This is a genomic window from Clostridium isatidis (assembly GCF_002285495.1).
In the GTDB taxonomy this organism is placed as follows: domain Bacteria; phylum Bacillota; class Clostridia; order Clostridiales; family Clostridiaceae; genus Clostridium; species Clostridium isatidis.
Genome location: NZ_CP016786.1, coordinates 380443 through 399464 on the forward strand (window position 1 = coordinate 380443; position 19022 = coordinate 399464).

A 19022-nucleotide genomic window follows, 5' to 3' on the forward strand; every position below is an offset into this window, starting at 1 on the left:
AATTTGAGATAAAGGAGAGTAATAAATATGAAGATATTATCAACAAGAGAAATGTTAAAAAAGGCTCAAAGAGAAGGATATGCTATACCAGCTTTTAATATTCATAATTTAGAAACATTACAAGTAGTAGTAGATACAGCAGCAGAATTAAGATCACCAGTAATCTTAGCAGGAACACCATCAACAATAGCATATGCAGGTGGAGAATATATAGTAGCTATGGCTGAAACTGCAGCTAAAGAGTATGATATTCCAATAGCAATTCACTTAGATCATTATGAAGATGTTGAAGCAATTAAACACTTTATAGACTTAGGCTTTAAATCAGCAATGATAGATGCATCTCACTTAGACTATGAAGATAATATAAGAATTGTTAGAGAAGTAGTTGAGTATGCTCATAAGTTTGATGCAACAGTAGAAGCAGAACTTGGAAGATTAGGTGGCCAAGAAGACGACTTAATAGTAGATGAAAAAGACTCTAAATATACTAATCCTGAGCAAGCAAGAGACTTTGTAGAAAGAACAGGAATAGATTCCTTAGCAGTTGCAATAGGAACAGCTCATGGATTATATCAAGGGGAAGCAAAACTTGATTTTGATAGATTAAAGGAAATAAGAGATATGGTAGATGTACCATTAGTTCTACATGGAGCATCAGATGTACCAGATGAATTAGTTAAAAAAGCAATATCTCTTGGAATTTGTAAGGTAAATGTAGCAACAGATTTAAAAATACCTTTCTCTGATGCAGTTAAAAAATACTTTAATGAAAACCCAACCGCAAATGACCCAAGAAAGTACATGACACCAGGAAAAGAAGCTATGAAAAAAATTGTTGCTCATAAAATAATGGTTTGTGGAAGCAATGGAAAAGCTTAAATTTTTAGTTTCAGATTATATATAAAAATAACTTATAGAAAAAAGAGAAGATTGTCAGCAATCTTCTTTTTTCCTATTTACATAATAGTATTTTCTTAAGAATGTAATAGTCCCCTCTTGTATTAAAGTTTTAATTCTATTTTCTTTGAATGGAAAATTAATATATAATGTTAATATGAGCGTGTAATTACTTATAATTCTTATTAAGTAAAAAAAAGTAAATTAATAAATTATTACGGGGGATTTTATGAAAAATTTAAGTGGAAATTTAAAAGCTTTATTCAGAAAAGAAATAGAAACTGAAACTTTAGTAAATATAATTTTATATTCTGTAATTTTAATAATGCCTTTTATAGTTGTAAATGTATCCTCACCGAGATATGTTATGGGAAAGTTAATGTTTCTTTATATAATAGGAATTTTTTCTTTATATTCATTAATTAAATTAAAATTCACAAAATTTAATTTATATCATAAGCTAGCATTAGTCTTTCTTCTGACTATTTTTATTCCAAGCATATTATCACCATACAAATACGTTGCTTTTATGGGAAATCATGAAAGGGGAGAAGGCTTTTTTATTTATTGTATTTATATATTACTTTTTTTATTATCATCTAAATATTTAATAATAAATAAAGCTTTAATAAATATAGTTTTAACTTTTTCATGCATTATGGGATTGTATGGAGTAATTCAGTTTTACGGTTTTGATCCAGTGCAATATTGGATGTTTGGAAAAATAATTGGTAATGAGAGTATTGGCTTTATAGGGCATAGAAATTTTTTCTCTAGTTATTTATGTATTTTTTTATTTTTATCAGTTTCAATATATATTTTTAAAGGTATAAGTAAGTATCTTATTTATTCTTCAATATTATTTGCAGCTTTATTGTGTACTTTAACAAGGGGAGGATGGCTTGCTTTTCTGATTTATTCATTTATAGGATTATTATTTATATTAAAAGAGAAGTATTTGCTTAAGAGAGCATTATTAGTATTTATTTCTTTTACAGTAATTTTTGGCGTTTTGAATTTAACTACAGATAATAAAGTTCTAAAAAGGGCAGATAGGGAAATAGTGTTTTCTGAAGATGGCGAGTTGATAAATTCAGCAGGGGCTAGAGCTAATATTTTAAAGATATCCTTTAGAGCATTTATTGATAAGCCGTTATTAGGATATGGACCAGATACGTTGAAAAATAGATTAACTGATGATTATCCAGAAGAAATGATGGAACATATATTAAAATTTAATGAAGTGGTTGATAAATCTCATAATGAGTATCTTGAGTATGCTGTTAGTAATGGAATATTCAGTTTGTTGCTGTATTCAATATTCTTAGGTGCAATTCTTATAATGCTTTTTAAGAATAGAAGAAATTATATTAGTAAAATACTTTTTTTAACAATATTAGGTTATATGTTTCAGGGATTTTTCAATATAAGTGTAATTATGGTAGCTCCAATATTTTGGATCCTTTTAGGGGCTAGCATAAAATTGCTGGAAGATACGAATAAAAAGATACTAGAAGTAATATAATAATACAATGAGTTCCCGTATATAAAAAATAAAGCAAAATATAAAAAGAGTGAGAAAAATAAAGATATTTACTGAAAATATTCAATATTTAGAATATATAGCTAGATAGTATAATTTTAACAATTTGATTTTAAAAAAATAAAAGATTATTATAACATTGTTAGCACTTGAATGTAATGAGTGCTAACAACCATAAAATGATTAACAGAATTATAGGAGGGATTTTTATGAATATCAAACCATTAGCAGATAGAGTAGTTATTAAAAAGTTAGAAGCAGAAGAAACTACAAAAAGTGGAATAGTTCTAACTGGATCTGCAAAGGAAAGACCTCAAGAAGCCGAGGTTGTGGCTGTAGGACCTGGAGCAATAATTGATGGAAAAAGATGTGATATGGAAGTAAAAGTTGGAGATAAAGTACTTTATTCAAAATATGCAGGAACAGATGTAAAGGTAAACGGAGAAGAATATACAATTTTAAAACAAGAAGATATATTAGCTATAGTAGAATAAGGAGGTTCAGATTATGGCAAAGTTGATTAAATTCGGTGAAGACGCAAGAAGAAAGATGCAAGAAGGGGTTGATGCTTTAGCTGATACAGTTAAAGTAACATTAGGCCCAAAGGGAAGAAACGTTGTTTTAAGTAAAAAGTTTGGTGCACCACTTATCACTAATGACGGTGTTTCAATTGCTAGAGAAATAGAATTAGAAGATCCATATGAAAATATGGGAGCTCAGCTTGTTAAAGAAGTTGCAACAAAAACAAATGACGTTGCAGGGGACGGTACTACAACAGCAACTCTTTTAGCTCAATCAATTATAAGAGAAGGTTTAAAAAATGTAACTGCTGGAGCTAACCCAATTTTAATCAGAAATGGTATTAAAATGGCTGTAGATAAGGCTGTTGAAGAAATAAAGAAAGCTTCAAAGCCTGTTAATGGAAAAGAAGATATAGCAAGAGTTGCAGCAATTTCTGCAGCAGATGAGGAAATTGGTAAATTAATATCTGATGCAATGGAAAAGGTAGGTAACGAAGGTGTTATTACTGTTGAAGAATCAAAATCAATGGGAACAGAACTAGACGTTGTTGAAGGTATGCAATTTGATAGAGGATATGTATCAGCTTACATGGTAACAGATACAGAAAAAATGGAAGCTGTACTAGATAATCCATATATATTAATAGTAGATAAAAAGATATCTAACATACAAGAACTTCTTCCAATATTAGAACAAATAGTTCAATCAGGTAAGAAATTATTAATAATAGCTGAAGATGTTGAAGGCGATGCAATGACTACATTAGTAGTTAATAAGTTAAGAGGAACTTTCACTTGTGTTGCAGTTAAAGCGCCAGGCTTTGGAGATAGAAGAAAAGAAATGCTTCAAGATATTGCTATATTAACAGGTGGTAAGGTAATTTCAGATGAATTAGGAATAGAATTAAAAGATGTTACTTTAGATATGCTTGGACAATCTGAAAGCGTAAAAGTAACTAAAGAAACTACTACTATAGTAAATGGTAGAGGTTCAAGCGAAGATATTAAAGAAAGAGTTGCTCAAATAAGAGCTCAAATAGAAGAAACAACGTCAGAATTTGATAAGGAAAAATTAACTGAAAGATTAGCTAAATTAGCTGGTGGAGTTGCTGTAATTAAGGTTGGTGCAGCTACAGAAACAGAATTAAAAGAAAAGAAATTAAGAATAGAAGATGCTTTAGCAGCTACAAAAGCAGCTGTTGAAGAAGGTATTGTAGCAGGTGGTGGAGCTGCTTATGTTAATGTAATTAACGAAGTAGCTAAGGTAACTTCTGATGTACAAGATACTCAAATAGGTATAAACATTATAGTAAGAGCATTAGAAGAACCAATGAGACAAATTGCAACTAATGCAGGTCTTGAAGGTTCAGTAATAATAGAAAAGGTTAGAAATTCAGAAGCAGGAATTGGATACGATGCTTTAAGAGGAGAATATGTTGATATGATTAAGGCTGGTATAGTTGACCCAACTAAGGTTACAAGATCAGCACTACAAAATGCGGCTTCAGTTGCAGCAACATTCTTAACTACAGAAGCAGCAGTAGTTGATGCTCCAGAAAAAGAAAATCCAATGCCAGCTGGTGCAGGAATGGAAGGAATGTACTAATCAAAAAAAAACTTAAATAAAAGGAATATGATGCTGATTTATATAAGAAGTATCATATTCCTTTTTTTTATATTTTGAATATTAAACTATTAAAATTTAATCTTTCACAAATAATTTATTTAAAAATTTATAATAAAAAAACAGTATGAAAAATAAATATAGTAAAAATTTTAATATTTTTTAGAAAAATTTATCCTTATATTGCCAAACAAAAAATAAAATGGTAATATAATATTTGTTCGGAAATTGTTTGTTAAAATAAAAAATAGTTAGTATACCTTAAATAAACAGTATTTATTTTTTATTAGTGTTATAATTAATGGAACAAAAACATAATAATAATTAATTAAAATCTATAAATAACAGCAATGACCGAGAATAGCAAGGCAGGTGAACTAATTGTATTTAATTATATTTATTTTAGGAATTACTATTGGAAGCTTCCTAAATGTATGTATTTATAGAATACCTAGAGAAGAATCAATAGCTTTTCCATCTTCTCATTGTACAAACTGTGGATATAATTTAAAAGCTTACGATTTAATTCCCATATTTAGTTATATATTTTTAAGGGGCAGATGTCGAAAGTGTAATGAAAAAATATCTATAATATATCCCTTAATTGAACTATTAAATGGAATTATATATGTTGTAATATTTTATTTTTATGGAATTAGTATAAGTACAATTTTTCTTTCAATTTTTTCTTCCTTATTAATAGTTATTTCTGCTATAGATTTTAAAACTATGGAAGTGTATACATCAACTATAGTTTTTGGCTTAATTTTGGCAATAATTTATATAACTCTTGGAGCCTATTTTAATGAGATAAATTATAAAGATAAGCTATTAGGATGTATAGTAGGATTTTTAATTATCTTTCTAATAGTAAAAATAACAAGGGGAATGGGTGAAGGAGATTATGAAATTGCAGCCTTATGTGGCTTGTTTTTGGGATTAAGGTTAATATTAGTAGCTTTATTTTTAGGAATAGTAATAGCAGGAATAGCAGCAAGTATTATTTTAATATTAAAAGTTAAAGGCAGAAAATCTGAAATAGCTTTTGGACCTTATATAGCTCTGGGAACATTTATATCAATGATTTTAGGCGACAGTATTTTACAATTTTATCTAGGTTTTTTTGTTAAATTTTAAAGGTAATTAAATAAAATATTACCATTGAAACTTAATATTATATAAATTAATATTAAGTTAATCAAGTTATAAATGTTCTAAACATAAGAATATTCGGATAGGAGGGGAGTTTATGGCTTTAGTGCAAAAGAAAAGGCTTGGAGATATTCTGTTAATGGCGGAAAAAATAACTCCTTCTCAACTTCAAAGTGCATTAAAAACTCAAAAGATTTTAGGTAAAAAATTGGGAGAAGTTTTAATTGAAAGCGGAATTGTATCAGAAGAAGACATAATTGATGCTATTGAAGCTCAGACGGGGATAAAAAAGATAGATTTAAACAATATTAACTTTGATAAAAAAGCAATTAAAATTGTACCTCAAAATCTTTGTAATAAATATAATTTAATTGCATTTGGATTTGAAGAAGATAAAGTATTGGTTGCAATGTCGGATCCATTAAATATATTTGCAATTGATGATATTTCTATATCTACAGGTTTGGCTGTAAAAACTTTTATTGCGCCTAAAAAAGATATAGACAAGTTTGTAAAAATAAATTATAGCAGTGAAGGTGTTAACAAGGCTGCAGAAGAATTATCAAAAGAAACCTTAGAAGCAAAAACTATATCAGTAGATGTAGAAGAGGTTGATGATGTAAAGAATGCGCCAGTAGTTAAAATGATAGAGTATTTATTTAAGAACTCAATTGAAATGAGAGCATCTGATATTCATATAGAACCTTTTGAGAAGGAAATTAGAATAAGATATAGAATTGATGGAGAACTTACAACTATAAATACCTTAGGAATTGAGAGTTTAGCTCCATTAATAACAAGAATAAAAATACTAGCGAATTTAAATATTGCAGAAAAAAGAATACCACAGGATGGAAGAATAATAACTAAAATAGGAAATACTGATGTTGATCTTAGAGTTTCAATTCTTCCAACAGTAAATGGTGAAAAGGTAGTTATAAGAATTTTAAATAGAGATAACTATAAGGTTGGAAAAGAGTATCTTGGATTGACTAAGGAAAATCTAAAAAAGTTAAATAATATAATTTCAAATCCCCATGGAATAGTATTGGTTACTGGTCCAACGGGAAGTGGTAAATCAACAACTTTATATACTGTGTTAAGTGAACTTAATTCTAGTAATGTAAATATAATTACTGTAGAGGATCCGGTTGAATATACCCTTGATGGAATTAATCAAGTTAACGTTAATACAAAAGCTGGATTAACCTTTGCAAGCGGCTTGAGAAGTATTTTAAGACAAGACCCAGATATAATCATGATTGGGGAAATTAGAGATGAAGAAACTGCTCAAATTGCTATAAAAGCAGCTATAACAGGTCACTTGGTTTTAAGTACTCTACATACTAACGATGCACCATCTTCAATAACTAGATTAGTTGATATGGGAGTTGAGCCCTATTTGGTTGCCAGCTCAGTTGTAGGAGTAATAGCTCAAAGATTAGTTAGAAAAATATGCCAATATTGCAAAGAGGAATATGAAGCCTCAGAATATGAAAGAAAAACTCTTACTGGAAGTTCTAATGGAACATTAAAACTCTATAAGGGAAAAGGCTGTGGCCATTGTAATGGTACAGGATATATTGGAAGAATTGGTGTTTACGAGATAATGGAAGTAACGAGAGAACATAGAGATATTATAAATAAAACAAGGGATTCTGATATTTTAAAAGATATATCAATAAAGCATGGAATGACAACCCTTGAAGATGAGTGTAAAAAACTAGTTTTAAATGGAACAACAACCATGCAGGAACTTGCAACTATAACATTGTTAGGGGATATATAAGGGGTGATAAGAAGTTATGAAAGTTTATAAATATAGAGCCATGAAGGAAGATGGAACTAAAATAGAAGGTAAATTTGAAGCAAGTTCCAGGGATGATGTAATAAATATGATAACTTCAAGTGGTTATTATCCTTTAATAATAGAAGAAATAGTTGAAAGTAAGCCAATAGAATTAAAAATGTTTGAAAAAGTAACCAAAAAGGATTTAGCGATATTCTGTAGGCAGTTTTATACTATGTTAGATGCAGGTGTATCAATTACAAATAGTATAAATATTTTATCAAAGGAAATACCTAATAAAAAACTAAGGGAAATCTTATCTGAAATTGAGGATGATATTAAAAAAGGTGAACTTTTATCAGAATCAATGGCAAAATATAAAAAATATTTCCCACAATTACTAATAAAAATGGTTGAATCTGGTGAAATCAGTGGAAATATTGATGAAATGATGCTTAGAATGTCAGTACATTTTGAGAAGGAAAATAAAATTAATAATAAGGTTAAGTCAGCCATGACCTATCCTGCTATTCTTAGTATAGTTGCAGTAGGAGCAGTCATGTTTATAATGACCTTTGTAATGCCAACCTTTGTTGAGATGTTTGAAGGACTAGGCTCAGAGCTTCCTCTTATAACAAGATTTATGTTAGGAACAAGCGAATTCTTAAGTAATAACTTAATCATAATATTATTGATAATAGGAATTCTAATAATATTATTTAATGTTTACAAGAGAAGTCCACAGGGGATTCAAACTATAAGTAGTTTAAAGTTAAAACTCCCTATAATAGGGAATTTAAATAAAAAAATAATAGTTTCAAGGTTTACAAGGACCTTATCTACTTTATTAGCAGCAGGTGTTTCTTTAGTGCATGCCCTGCCAACAGTTGCAGGAGTACTAGAAAATAAAGTAGCAGAAGATGCAATTCTAAAAATTAGGGAAAGGGTTGTAAGGGGAGATGGATTAAGCACTCCAATTAGAGAAAATGATATTTTCCCTAAAATGTTGTCTTCAATGATAAGAATTGGAGAAGAATCAGGCTCTTTAGATAGTATTTTAAATAAAACAGCAGATTTTTATGATGATGAAGTTGAACAAGCAATTCAAAGAACGACTTCACTAATAGAGCCTATATTAATAGTTATTATGGGGCTAGTAATTGGAACAATAGTAATTTCAATTATGCTGCCAATGTTTGATATGTATACACAAATGTAATAATTACACATTGTAAATTGTATATTAATAAGTAAAGTTTATATTTAATAATTAATATAAAAATAATAAATAATAAGGAGGCTTTTTATGAAAAACAATTTAAAAAACAAAAAAAAGAAAGGATTTACACTAATTGAACTTATTATAGTTATTGCTATTATAGCTATAATTGCAGTAATAGCTATTCCAAGATTTGGTTCAGCAACACAAAATGCTAGAAGAAATTCTGATATAGCTAATGCTAAAAATATTGCAAATGCAGTAACAATGGCAATAGCTGAAGGAGATATTACTTTACCAGCTGCAGCAGCTTCTCCATTACAGATTACAATTGGTGGTAGCGATGCAAATGCTACAGCAGTTGCAAATTTACTTCAAGGAACACCTACTCCTGAGAGCGTAGATGGTGTTACAGCATTTACTGTTAATGTAACTGATACTGGTGATGTTACTGTATTGGCTGGTACAACAGTTTTATTCCCAGCTCCATAATAATATGTTTGCTTAATATTATTTAAATAAATTAAAAGTAAAATGTAGAAACATTCTACATTTTACTTTTATAAAATTAAATTCTACTATATAGAATTTAATTTTCTTATTAACTATTAAATGATTAAAAAAGATGAACTGTGCACTAAGCACAAAAAGGGTGGTGAAATGATGTCTAATAAGAAATCTAAAATAGATTTTTCAAAATTAAAAGAAATTGGATCTATGGACATAAAGGATATAGGTAAACTATTTAAAAAAGATAAAGCTCAAAATCCTAATTATTTATTAGAAAAAAGTAATAAAGTTGAAAATAGATTTATTTTAAAAGAAAAAGCTAGAACTGTTTTATCAATAGATTTAGGAACTAATATGATAAAGCTTGCTGAAGGTAAATATCAAAAGGACAAGCTAACGATAAATAAACTTCTTCAAATAGTAACTCCGGAAGGAGCTATTGCTGATGGAAAGATAACAAATGAACAATCAATTATAAATACCTTGGAGTTTTTAATAAAGGAAAACAATATAAAGGCTAAAGATATTATTTTTACAACTAATTCTTCTTCAATAATAAATAGAGATATTTTAATACCGATGGTTCAAGAAGAGGAAATGGAAACTGTTATAAGATATGAAATACAACAATATCTACCAATAAATTTAGATGATTATATAATTCAATATATTGTTTTAGATGAAATTGTTGATGATGCAGGAGCAAAGTTAAAGGTTAATGTAACTTCATTTCCAGAAAAAATGGCTGCTTCCTATTATAATATAGTAAATACTTTAGAACTATATCCATATGCTTTAGATGTTACATATAATTCTATAAATAAGTTAGCTAATTATTCACAATATACAACAAATAATGGGAAGATTATGGGAGGTACTGTTGCTTTTGTTGATATGGGAGCTACCTCTATTAATATGGCGATATTTAGAAATGGTAAATTAGATTTTACAAGAATGATAAAGTCTGGTGGGGATAATATTGATTATGCCTTAAGCCAAAGCTTGAATATGTCAATAAAATCAACAGAATCTTTAAAGAAAAAAAATGGTGATTTATTAAATTACGATGAGAAGGATACACTTAATATAACATTAAGAAGCTCTGTTGATGATATACTAGAAGAATTTGAAAGAATAATTCAGTTTTACGGTAACAAATCAAACACTCCTATAGATAAGATCTATATTTATGGAGGGCTTTCTAATTTAAAGAATATAGACTTATATATAGAAAATAGATTTAATATAGCAGTAAATAAAATAAAGGATATTCCAAATGTTGATTTTACTAATAAGGATTATGTAGATGAAAACCTTGGAGAATATCTAAATGCTATTAGTGCTATTATAAGATTATAGGAGGGAGCTTATATGGTAAGAGATATGAACTTTTTCTCTCCTTATCAAGGTAAGAGGAAGGAACAAAAAAATAAGAATATTTATGTTTACTCCTTGGCAGGTTTTTTATCTGTAGCTATAGTTGGTACATTAGCTTGGAATACAACAAATATCCTATTACTTAACAGTAAAATAAAAAAGTTAAATGAAGAACTAGAACAAGATCATATAAAAGAAAAGATTGTTAAGTGGGAGGATATAAGTAAAAAAAGTGATGTATTGATAAAGTATGATGATGAAATTACAAAAATAATAGATGCTTTAAATTCGAGAGAAATAGTTACAACGAATTTATTAGATAAATTAAGCTCAACCCTGCCAACAGAAGTAACTTTTAATAGCATAAACATAAGTAATACAGAAATTACAATTCAAGCTGTTTCAACTAGCAGAGTTGCAATAGGAGAGGTTGAACATAATCTAAAGAAATTAGATATTATGCAAGATGTATATATTGGTGGAATATCAGGAGTTGAAAATTATACTTTTGATATAAAATGTGTATTAAAGGATGTTGAATAGTATGAATATAAGTAAGAGGGAAAAATATTTAATAGGAATCTTTTTAGCTGTATTAATATGTTTTGTTTATTATCAATTTGTTTATACCAAACAGGTTGAAAAATTGAAGGTAGTAAGAGCAGAAAAGGAAAGTGTTGAAGAAAGATATAATGATGTAATGAAGGCCATTGCAAATTTAGATGCAATGGAAGAAGAATTTAAGATATTAAAAGCAAATGTCCTTGGTAAATCTGAAAAATTATATCCAGTTATAATGCAGGAAAAAATAATAATAGAATTAGACGAGCTATTAAATGATAGTGGTCTCAACGGAAATATTGCCTTTAGTCCTATAGAAGTATCTCCTGCTGAAAAATTGGTATCACCAGAAATAAAAAAGACAGAAAGTTCACTAAAAGCTTTTGTTGATGAATATAATGGTAATGTAAGTAATACAGGAGAAAGCAGTTCTAATAGTGCAAATGGACAAGGAGGAACTAACCAAGAAAATAGCACAACTACAGAGCAGTTAAAGGTTGCAATTAACTTCTCAGGATCTTATGAAGCTTTAAAAAGTTTTATTGCTTCATTACAAAATTATGAAAGAAAAATAGTAATTCCTAGTATTTCAATAACAGCACAATCTGAAGTAGAATTAACCGGAGTTATGAATTTAGAATTCCATGCAGTTCCTAAAATAGATGACCAAGATATAGACTATTTAATATGGTCATTAAACAACATATATGGAAAAGAAATATTATTTAGCAGTGGTGAAGCAAGTGGAGCTTATGCTTCTACAATAGAAGAGCAAAGCAGTGAGCAAAATGTTAATGACTTTGTTATGATGCTTAAATCACCAAGCTCAGAATTACCTACAGTAACAATAGGAAAGGCTAAAGATGATTCAAGAGGAAGTTATATTTATTCAGATAATGATGGGATAGAAGCAGTAGAAATATCCTTTGAAGAAGTTGATGGAAATACATTTTTCAAATATAAAACCACCACTTCATACTATCCAAAGGATAATTCACCTGAAGGAATGCAGTTTATTCCAAAATCAGAAAACATAGTTCTTGAAATACTAAGTGAAAATAGAGTTGAAACTTCTGATAATTCAGGAATAAATCTAAAGGTTATAAACAATACATCAAAAAAGGTTGAAGTGATAATAAAAAATGATGATAGTTCAAATCCAAGAGTCTCAGTAACAAGTGAGGGTTATACTGTAAATGTAACTAAAAAGTAGGTGTTTACCATGAAAACTAATAAACTTAAGGCAAAAAAAGGGATGACATTAATTGAGGTAATAATTAGTGTTGCCCTTTTATCAATGTTAATAGTACCTTTATCCGGCTTAGTAATATCAAGTTTAAGCAATAACAAAAGATCAGAATATAAGCAAAGGGCAAGTTATGTGGGGCAAAAGGTATTAGAAGAATTAAAGGCCTATGATGAAATACTTTTAAATATAGATGGAGGAACTGAATATTTTGAGCTTTTAGATGGAGATAGAATAATAAAAGCTTCAGTAGGAAATAGCTTTTCAGGAAACTTTAGTAGAACTATATATGGAAGTATTTCAGAACCCTTAAGTACTGGAGAAGAAATTTATCAAGTTTCAGTTACCATGGAAAGAAATGATAAATTTCAATATAGTGATAAGGACAATTTAAATGAATATAGTAATGCTGATTTTAGACTTAACTTTTTAAAAGATTTTAATAATAAGGTTAATCTAGCTTCTGATCCAATTAATAAGAGCTTAAGTGTTAGTAATAATGACGAAATAATAGTAGAATTAAATGATAATCTCAATTTAAAAATATATAAAAAAAATAATGAAGCTTCTAGTATAGATGAAACAAAATCTGCAGAAATAAATAACAAATTACTTTTATATGTTGATGAAACTTATAGTAATAGCAATAATATAGAAATAAAAAATAACACTAGTAATATTATTGATGTGTATCTAATTAAGAATACTGCTTCTTCGGGGAAATTAAATATAATTTCTAATAGTGGAAATGTAATACTTTATGAAGAAGATGAAATAGAAAAAAATCAAATTGGTGATTTGTATAACTATACTGTTATAGTCAGTGATAATAATGGTAAAGAACTATTTAGAGGAGCTTCAAGTAAAAATTTATATATAAGGAAATAAGTTTATAGGAGGTGGAGTAAAGTTGAGAATTAGAAAAAAGAAAAGGGGATCCACCTTTGTAATAGTAATTGTAGTTATGGCAATTATTTTTACAACTGGAACCACTATTTTAGCAGTTACAGCAAATGATTATAAGATGAGAATTGCACAAAGCAAAAAACTTCAAAACTTATATGAAGCAGATTCAGGTTTAGATATAGTTGAAAATATAATAATTAAAACTTCTCAAGAAGCAATAAAATATGCAGATAAAGAAGTTAAAGAAGAATTTGCATCATTAGAAGATAAGGATAGAAGTGAAGCTGCAGTAAATGAATTTTTTAAAGATAAATTTTATAAATTTCTAACTGTTATAAATAAGCAGACAATTAATGATAATGGCACTCCTAGAAATGTTGATATATTAGAATACTTAATTTTAGAAAAGAAATATATAAAATCCATTCTTGATAGTGGAAGATTGGAGTTTGAAGAGGCTGTAGATCCTGCTCAGGACAATTTTATAATTGAAATACCAGAGAACGGATATAATCCTAGTAATAGCGGAATAAAAATAACAGTTAATTCAACTTTTGAAACTGCTGAGGGAGAACTTAGAAATAGAAAAACTGTTTCAACAACCTTTACAGTATCAGCTCCAGAATATAATTCAGAAATAACAGCCATAAAAATTTATCCTGTTTTTGATGGAAAAGCCTTAACGGCTGATGGAAATATGGAGGTTAAGGATGGCAGTTTAACTATTAATGGAGATGCATGGGTAAAGGGGAATGCTGATTTAGGAGATAATCCAGCCTATACTTTTGATAAATATAAGGGTGGAATAAAACTTGAAAATTCAAGCTTTACAATGAATGGTAATATATATACAGCAAATACTTTTCATTTAAGCAATAATGCAAGAAGTACAGTAAATGGAAATCTTTATGCTCAAAATGTTTATGTTGGAAAATCAATAAATTCTATATCTTCAGTGAATAATCATGTTATTATTAAGGAAAATGTTATAGTAAATAATGATTTGGCTTTTAATGCATCCAAAAGCTCAATAACTATAGAAAATAATTTTTATGGTATTAATGATAAAACAACAGAAGTAACAACTGCTGATAAGGCCTTAAATTCTAGCAGCATTATTGTAAATAGCCTTGATTTAGATAATAGTACAGAGGCTGTAATAAAGGTGGAAAAGGATTCTTATATAATGGGAGTTGCCTATATTGATGCAACAGATGCAGCAGGAAACAAATATCAAACTGGTGAATCTGTAGCAGTTAAAGGTAATTACTTAGCCTATACTGATGTTAAGGATTTTGAAGAGGGATATGTCTTAAAATACTATTCCCCACTTCAATTATTAGAAAGTAAAAATGGGGATAGCAGTCCTGCTATGAAGGCTGACTATTTTGCCCAATATTTTAGTGATGAAAATAGGGAAAGAAATTATAACTTTAATGATGGAAAAGTAAAGCTTAAAGGTAAGGTTAAATCAGTAGGTGCAAGTGTAAAGGACAGCAGGGGAGAAATACAAAGGGCAAACATAAGTCCTGAGGATTTAGAAATAATAGAAAATCAGCAAAAAGAATATGCAAGAAATGTTTTTGCTATGGGTGATGCTTTTGCTTCAGAGGGTGATAATGCGTCATTAAAAGACTTGTATCAAAATCAAAGGGTAGTAAGAACTGTAAGGAATCAGATAGATTTTGATGCAATTAAAAATATAGATATGAATAATATAAAGGAAGAGAATGGAGTAGTTATTTTAAAGCTTAAGGAAAATGATAGCGATAAGCTTAGAATAATAGACGGAAAGCTTGAAGGAACTAACAAGAAAATAGAAAAAGGATTAATAATTACTAACGCAGATATAATCATTGAAGGAGAATTTAATTTTACAGGAAATATAATAACTACAGGAAATATTATTTTCCAGGGTCAAGGAGAGAAGAATATAAGCTACGATCCTCAAGTTATAAGAAATATATTGGCCTTAAATGTTGAGAGTTTTAAAGATATTTTTAGTTCTTCAAATAATGGCAGAGTAGAAGTTAAGGTAAAAACATCTTCAGAGGCTTATAGTGCTGATGAATTCATAAAAAAATCTTTATGGAAAATTATTAAATAGAAGAAGGTGAAGTTATTGAAAAAAAAGACTAGAGCTTTTACTGTTTTAGAACTCTTAATTACTATAAGTTTAGTAGTTGTAGTTCTCGGGGTAGTATTCACCTTCTTCTTCAGTAATAGCAAAAGCTTAACAACTGCAGAATTAAATTCCGATTTACAATATGAAGCCGAAAAAATTCAAGCTGAATTATTAGTAATTGGAACAGAAAGCCAGGGAATTACTATGGCTTTATCTTCCTCTGGATTAGATTTAACTAGTGAAAGCTATAATGTTAATGCTGAAATGCAGGCTCAAGAGGGGAAGGTAGAAGTTAAAAAAATAAAATTTAAGCATGCAAATGAATATTATATTTTAGAATATCAAGGAACTAACTTGACTGTAAGAAAATTAGACAGCTCTGAAAATGAATTGATAGAGGATGGTTATCCAGAACTATTATCCAGAAATGTGGCAAATTTTTATATAAGACCTATAGATTTTAGAATGAATAATTCAGGGAAACTTATCAATGCCCCAGGTATTGAAATTTCATTAGTGCTGTATAAAGAAAAGGGCTATTCGGAAGTATCATTACCTGTAAGTACAATAGTTAAGTTTAGGAATAAATAATATTATGGGGAGGAGGGGAAAAATGAAAAAGAAAAAAATTAAAATTATTAGTTTGTTATTAAGTTTTTTTATTATAATATCTTTTATTACTTTTGAAAATATAAATGTTAGGGCACAAACATCAGATAAACCTGATTTCGATGTAGTAATTGAATCTGCAACTCCAAATCCAGCCCTTCTAGGGGAGGATATTACCATTAAGGGTAAAATAATTCCAAAACCTTTTGAAACAACTGTACCGCCTAAGGAGATAGTATTGGTTTTAGATGTTTCAGGGAGTATGGAAGGTAACAGAATTAAGCAGCTAAAAGAAGCTGTGAAAAATTTTATAAATAAGATGAATGAGAATAAGATACAAAATTTGAAGATAGGCATAGTTGCTTATTCAAGTATTGCAGATTTTAATCCCATTCAAAACTTAGGAGAAAAGAGAGTTTATTCATATGGCTACGGTTATCATAATGTGACAAGTTATAAATCTTATAGCAGTTCCTTTCTTAATGCTAATGATAGTAAATTATATCAAATAATAGATTCATTAAGTCCATTAGGAGGAACCAATATAGGTGAGGGTATTAGAAAAGCCATATATATGCTTCAAAATGGAAATGCTTCTGCTAATAAGGCCATAGTTCTTATGACTGATGGTGAGCCAACCTTTTATTCTGTTACAAATAGCTCTTTACAGAAGTATATGATTATTAATAATAATAGCCCTGAAATTGCGGGGCAAGGAACTGGATTAGATAATAAGGCTTTAGATTATGCAAGGGATATTGCTAAAATTATCAATGACAGTGGTTATAATGCCTTTTCAATAGGTTATGAAATGAGCGATAGAGGAAATGAGGCTTTGGAGAAAATACATTCGTCTATGATTGGGGAAGAATGGAATAGCAATACTAAGCTTACAGAACAAGAAGGCTTTTATAAAACAAGTGAGGGTGCTATAGATTTAGTGTTTCAAAAAATAGCTTCAGAAATAATAAATAGCTATCCAGTTAATGATTTGGCATTAAATATGGAATTTAATGAAGGTTTTTCTTTAAATATTGGGGGGAATACAGTAAATATAGGCACTGTTAATTATAAAAAGGATGATAGCTCACAGAATGGAGATAAAATCATATATAAAGCTTCTCCAATACCTTTTGAATTCACTATAAAAGGAAGTGAAGAAGGTAGTAATTTTGTTTTTGAGGATTTAAATTTATCCTATAGCTGGGAAGATAAAACTCAAAGAAAGCCTATATATGAAAACATTGAAGTAATTATAAATTCTAATGAACTTCCTAATATAAGTGCTAAACTTTTATCTGAGAAAAATATTTTAGTAAAAACAAATGAAGAAATAACTTTAGAATATGAAATTAATCCATCATCTTTTAAATTTACTGATACAAACAATGCAAGTTCTAATGATGTAGCAATAATTATAGATACATCAATGGATATGAAGGAAGAAATTTCAATTATTAAAAATGCTGTTTTTAACAAGTTATTAAGTAATAATATCTTAAAAAATACTAAAACACATTATTCCCTTATAACATATTCAAATAAATCTAGTATTGTAACAGATTTATATAATAATAAAAATAAAGATTATTATAAAGATTATAATCAATATATAACTGATTTAAATGATAAATATTTAAAAAATATTACTACAGATCAGGAAAATCCAAATGCTAAAAATATTAAAGTGGCCTTTCCTAATATTATTAATGTCTTAAAAGAGGGAAGAAAGGATGCAGGAAAAACTTTAATTATCATAGGAAATGAGAAAGTTTCCTATAGTTTAAAGGATATTGAAGAGATAAAAGAAAAGGGATATAACATTATTACCTTATCGGTGGAGAATAATCAAAGTGGTAATTTGTATAATCTTCATAAAGATTTAAATGGAAAAGAGGAAAACTATTTTTATATACAAGATCCTAATAATATTGAAAATTCTATAATGAATAAGGTTGCAGATATATTAATTTCAGGAATTAGATTAAACGGCTATGAATTTAATCCAGAAATTAAATTAAATTTAGCAGGAAACTTTGAGGCAGTAAATGGAATAGAGAAGTTTGAAAATAATATTGCTACAATAAAAGTTCCTAAAATTATATATAATTATAATTCTAAAACTGGCTTATATGAAGTTGATAAGGAAAAAAGTAACTTAAAAGTATCCTTTACTATAAAGGCAAAGGCAGGCAAGAGTGGTGAGCTAGCTTTTGGAAATGCAAATGATAATAAGTTAGTTTATGAAAAACTTGTTTATAAGAATGAAAGTGATAAATATAAATATTCTTTAATTTATACCCCTAAAATAACAGTAAGACCACAAGTTAAAAATCTTATTCATGGTTTATTTAATGGAATAGAGGGAAATAGCATAAAGATTGATAATTCAATGGCTGAAAGCGGATTTAGCATTGCTGCAAATTCAACAATAACTTATGGAGCAAGCTTTATTCTTGAGGGAAATGAACTTGATTTTAGTTTGAAGGTAGATCCTAGACTTCAAGGAATAAAGGCCAGTGAAATAAGGGCTTATATATTAGAGGGATCTAATATTGTTGATGAGGGCGTAACTATTGAAAGTATAGATGAAGCTAATTTATTTAAATTAAACATTAAAGATGCAAAGCCTTCCTCAGCAGAGAGACAAGTTCTTTTGCTTTATAAGAGAAAGATGCTTGATGATGGGGGAGATAATAATACTTTTACTAATGAAATAAAAATAGATGATTTAAAGCAAGCAGTAACAGTAAAACTTTATAATCCGGATAATAGTAAGCCTAAATTACCTGATTTATTCTAAAAATGAGAAAGGTGCAAGTCTTATATAGATGATGCACTTTTTTCTTATTTCTAATATATGCAAAAGTAAATTGTGAAATATAAATTGCATTTTTGTTGACAAAGATAGGTTAGGGATATATAATAATTTTAATATAA

At 28.4% G+C, this 19022-nt stretch carries 15 protein-coding genes; all 15 read left to right on the plus strand.

Annotated features, from left to right (window positions below):
- Positions 1 to 27: 27 nt before the first annotated feature.
- The 15 genes from BEN51_RS01910 to BEN51_RS01980 all read left to right on the plus strand — a co-directional run bounded on the left by BEN51_RS01910 (position 28) and on the right by BEN51_RS01980 (position 18885).
- On the plus strand, positions 28 to 882 hold the full coding sequence (locus BEN51_RS01910; protein WP_119864414.1) for a tagatose bisphosphate family class II aldolase: 855 nt from the start codon (positions 28 to 30) through the stop codon (positions 880 to 882).
- A gap of 247 nt (positions 883 to 1129) precedes the next feature.
- Entirely contained in the window at positions 1130 to 2425 is a 1296-nt protein-coding gene (locus BEN51_RS01915) for an O-antigen ligase family protein (protein WP_119864415.1), read from the plus strand.
- Positions 2426 to 2652: 227 nt separating this feature from the next.
- Positions 2653 to 2937, plus strand: coding sequence for a co-chaperone GroES (gene groES, locus BEN51_RS01920; protein ID WP_119864416.1), 285 nt, complete (start codon positions 2653 to 2655; stop codon positions 2935 to 2937).
- Positions 2938 to 2950: 13 nt separating this feature from the next.
- Positions 2951 to 4570: a chaperonin GroEL gene (groL, locus tag BEN51_RS01925; RefSeq protein ID WP_119864417.1), complete on the plus strand. Its 1620-nt coding sequence runs from the start codon at positions 2951 to 2953 to the stop codon at positions 4568 to 4570.
- Positions 4571 to 4969: 399 nt separating this feature from the next.
- On the plus strand, positions 4970 to 5725 hold the full coding sequence (locus BEN51_RS01930; protein ID WP_119864418.1) for a prepilin peptidase: 756 nt from the start codon (positions 4970 to 4972) through the stop codon (positions 5723 to 5725).
- A 112-nt stretch (positions 5726 to 5837) separates the two neighbouring features.
- Positions 5838 to 7529 carry a GspE/PulE family protein gene (locus BEN51_RS01935; RefSeq protein ID WP_119864419.1) on the plus strand — a complete coding sequence of 564 codons (1692 nt, stop codon included), beginning with the start codon at positions 5838 to 5840 and terminating at the stop codon, positions 7527 to 7529.
- Positions 7530 to 7545: 16 nt separating this feature from the next.
- Positions 7546 to 8748 carry a type II secretion system F family protein gene (locus tag BEN51_RS01940; RefSeq protein ID WP_119864420.1) on the plus strand — a complete coding sequence of 401 codons (1203 nt, stop codon included), beginning with the start codon at positions 7546 to 7548 and terminating at the stop codon, positions 8746 to 8748.
- A gap of 87 nt (positions 8749 to 8835) precedes the next feature.
- Complete coding sequence (locus BEN51_RS14115; RefSeq protein ID WP_119864421.1) at positions 8836 to 9240, plus strand: prepilin-type N-terminal cleavage/methylation domain-containing protein; 405 nt, start codon at positions 8836 to 8838, stop codon at positions 9238 to 9240.
- 120 nt (positions 9241 to 9360) lie between these two features.
- Complete coding sequence (gene pilM, locus BEN51_RS01950; RefSeq protein WP_236906236.1) at positions 9361 to 10617, plus strand: type IV pilus assembly protein PilM; 1257 nt, start codon at positions 9361 to 9363, stop codon at positions 10615 to 10617.
- Between the two features lie 12 nt (positions 10618 to 10629).
- Entirely contained in the window at positions 10630 to 11178 is a 549-nt protein-coding gene (locus BEN51_RS01955) for a PilN domain-containing protein (protein ID WP_119864423.1), read from the plus strand.
- 1 nt (position 11179) lies between these two features.
- Positions 11180 to 12409 (plus strand): hypothetical protein, encoded by a 1230-nt coding sequence (locus BEN51_RS01960; protein ID WP_119864424.1) that lies wholly within the window; start codon positions 11180 to 11182, stop codon positions 12407 to 12409.
- Positions 12410 to 12418: 9 nt separating this feature from the next.
- Positions 12419 to 13330 (plus strand): type IV pilus modification PilV family protein, encoded by a 912-nt coding sequence (locus BEN51_RS01965; protein WP_119864425.1) that lies wholly within the window; start codon positions 12419 to 12421, stop codon positions 13328 to 13330.
- 22 nt (positions 13331 to 13352) lie between these two features.
- Positions 13353 to 15455, plus strand: coding sequence for a hypothetical protein (locus BEN51_RS01970; RefSeq protein ID WP_119864426.1), 2103 nt, complete (start codon positions 13353 to 13355; stop codon positions 15453 to 15455).
- Between the two features lie 15 nt (positions 15456 to 15470).
- Positions 15471 to 16064, plus strand: a complete 594-nt coding sequence (locus BEN51_RS01975) for a type II secretion system protein (RefSeq protein WP_119864427.1) — start codon at positions 15471 to 15473, stop codon at positions 16062 to 16064.
- A 22-nt stretch (positions 16065 to 16086) separates the two neighbouring features.
- The gene (locus BEN51_RS01980; protein WP_164704064.1) at positions 16087 to 18885 is read left to right on the plus strand and encodes a VWA domain-containing protein; all 2799 of its coding nucleotides are present in this window, start codon (positions 16087 to 16089) and stop codon (positions 18883 to 18885) included.
- Positions 18886 to 19022: the final 137 nt, after the last annotated feature.

Excerpts from the sequence above, each read along its gene's own strand:
- BEN51_RS01910 (WP_119864414.1), top strand. The coding sequence starts at position 28 with ATGAAGATATTATCAACAAGAGAAATGTTAAAAAAGGCTCAAAGAGAA.
- BEN51_RS01915 (WP_119864415.1), top strand. The coding sequence starts at position 1,130 with ATGAAAAATTTAAGTGGAAATTTAAAAGCTTTATTCAGAAAAGAAATA.
- groES (WP_119864416.1), top strand. The coding sequence starts at position 2,653 with ATGAATATCAAACCATTAGCAGATAGAGTAGTTATTAAAAAGTTAGAA.
- groL (WP_119864417.1), top strand. The coding sequence starts at position 2,951 with ATGGCAAAGTTGATTAAATTCGGTGAAGACGCAAGAAGAAAGATGCAA.
- BEN51_RS01935 (WP_119864419.1), top strand. The coding sequence starts at position 5,838 with ATGGCTTTAGTGCAAAAGAAAAGGCTTGGAGATATTCTGTTAATGGCG.
- BEN51_RS01940 (WP_119864420.1), top strand. The coding sequence starts at position 7,546 with ATGAAAGTTTATAAATATAGAGCCATGAAGGAAGATGGAACTAAAATA.
- BEN51_RS14115 (WP_119864421.1), top strand. The coding sequence starts at position 8,836 with ATGAAAAACAATTTAAAAAACAAAAAAAAGAAAGGATTTACACTAATT.
- pilM (WP_236906236.1), top strand. The coding sequence starts at position 9,361 with ATGATTAAAAAAGATGAACTGTGCACTAAGCACAAAAAGGGTGGTGAA.
- BEN51_RS01955 (WP_119864423.1), top strand. The coding sequence starts at position 10,630 with ATGGTAAGAGATATGAACTTTTTCTCTCCTTATCAAGGTAAGAGGAAG.
- BEN51_RS01960 (WP_119864424.1), top strand. The coding sequence starts at position 11,180 with ATGAATATAAGTAAGAGGGAAAAATATTTAATAGGAATCTTTTTAGCT.
- BEN51_RS01965 (WP_119864425.1), top strand. The coding sequence starts at position 12,419 with ATGAAAACTAATAAACTTAAGGCAAAAAAAGGGATGACATTAATTGAG.
- BEN51_RS01980 (WP_164704064.1), top strand. The coding sequence starts at position 16,087 with ATGAAAAAGAAAAAAATTAAAATTATTAGTTTGTTATTAAGTTTTTTT.